Here is a 1318-nt window from a genome sequence, read left to right on the forward strand (position 1 = left end):
TATTTATATCTTTCCACTTGGAAATCTTGGCCGTTCTTCAACAGCGTAAACGCTATTACCGCCAGTTTCCGCATGATGGCGATTAATATCAGCTTTATATGCTTCCCTTTGTTTTTCAGACGGCCTACAAATTCAGGAAAGGCATTGCAACGGTATGCGACAACGGCAGGCATATAAAGGCTTTTCCGTATTTCCGAACTTCCGATTTTTGATATTCTGCTTTTTCCGTTTACGCTTGTTCCCGATTGATATTTTCTAGGGTCTAGACCTAGATAAGCCGTGAACTGTTTTGCATTTTTAAATTCATGTCTTTTATAGGTTGATAGTAATACGGCTGTCGCTTGCTCGCCTATGCCTGTTATTGTTTTCAGCCTTTTGCGCAGGTTGTTATAACTTGGATTGTCTTTGTAGAACTGGAGTAGTTGCTTTTTGACTGTCTGTATTTGTGCTGTCAGGTTTGAAATGGTTGTTTGAATATGGGATTTGATGTAGTCAGGCGCTTCGTGTTGTTTGGCTTTTTCTGTTGCGCGTTGCTGTTTCAGATAATCTAAATATCGGGCGATTTCCTGTAATTGCTTCTGTTCTTTTGCCGGCGGTTGCCATGCCTTTAATTTGTGCTTTCGGTCTTGGCAATATTGGGCTATCAACTTTGCATCTTGTGTGTCTGTTTTGGATCGCTGTAGTTCTGCTATCGCATATCCTTTTATCTTTCTTGGATTCTCTACGGTAATTGTATATCTTGAATAAAGATATTCGGCTAATGCTTCGTAATATGTGCCTGTTGCTTCGCACACGCAATGGAGCTTATCGGATACTTTATGACTTTGTAGCCATTTTGTTAATTGTTCAAATCCTCCTTTGTTATTCTGAAACTTCTTTTGATGATTTTGACCATCTGCAATCAAACAGCAATCTATTGTGAGCTTTGAAACGTCTATTCCTAAGTACATGGTTTAACCTTATTAATTCGGGCTTTTTGCCCTAGATAGTGTTCAAACTTAAGATGTACGAAAGCCCACGCTTCTATCTTTGCTACAAGCTGTACGCTTTGGCCGTACTTGCGAAGTCGTGGGCTTTACTTGGTGTTTCGTCAAACGCCAAGCCCTCAATGGGCTGATTTACTCATTCAGGGCTTGAAGCTTATCGTGTGCTTGCCTTCGGCGACATTCGCCATGTGGCAGGGGTTGGCGCAAAAAACCGCACCAACCCTTCTTTAAAGCGTTTTTGGGTGGGCTAGCGTCAAGGGGTATCCAAAAAGATTTATAAAGACGATAAAGCTGTCTTTACAAATCTTTCTGGACGTCCTCCCCCTGACTTG

At 41.6% G+C, this 1318-nt stretch carries 1 protein-coding gene; it reads right to left on the reverse strand.

Features of this window, described 5'->3' with window-relative positions; genetic code table 11:
- On the reverse strand, nucleotides 1-950 hold a 950-nt coding region (locus tag HMPREF2700_RS04010; protein WP_070590344.1), incomplete at its 3' end, for an IS110 family transposase.
- Nucleotides 951-1318 lie beyond the last annotated feature (368 nt).

The organism is Neisseria sp. HMSC068C04 (assembly GCF_001810105.1).
GTDB classification, from domain to species: Bacteria; Pseudomonadota; Gammaproteobacteria; order Burkholderiales; family Neisseriaceae; genus Neisseria; species Neisseria flavescens_B.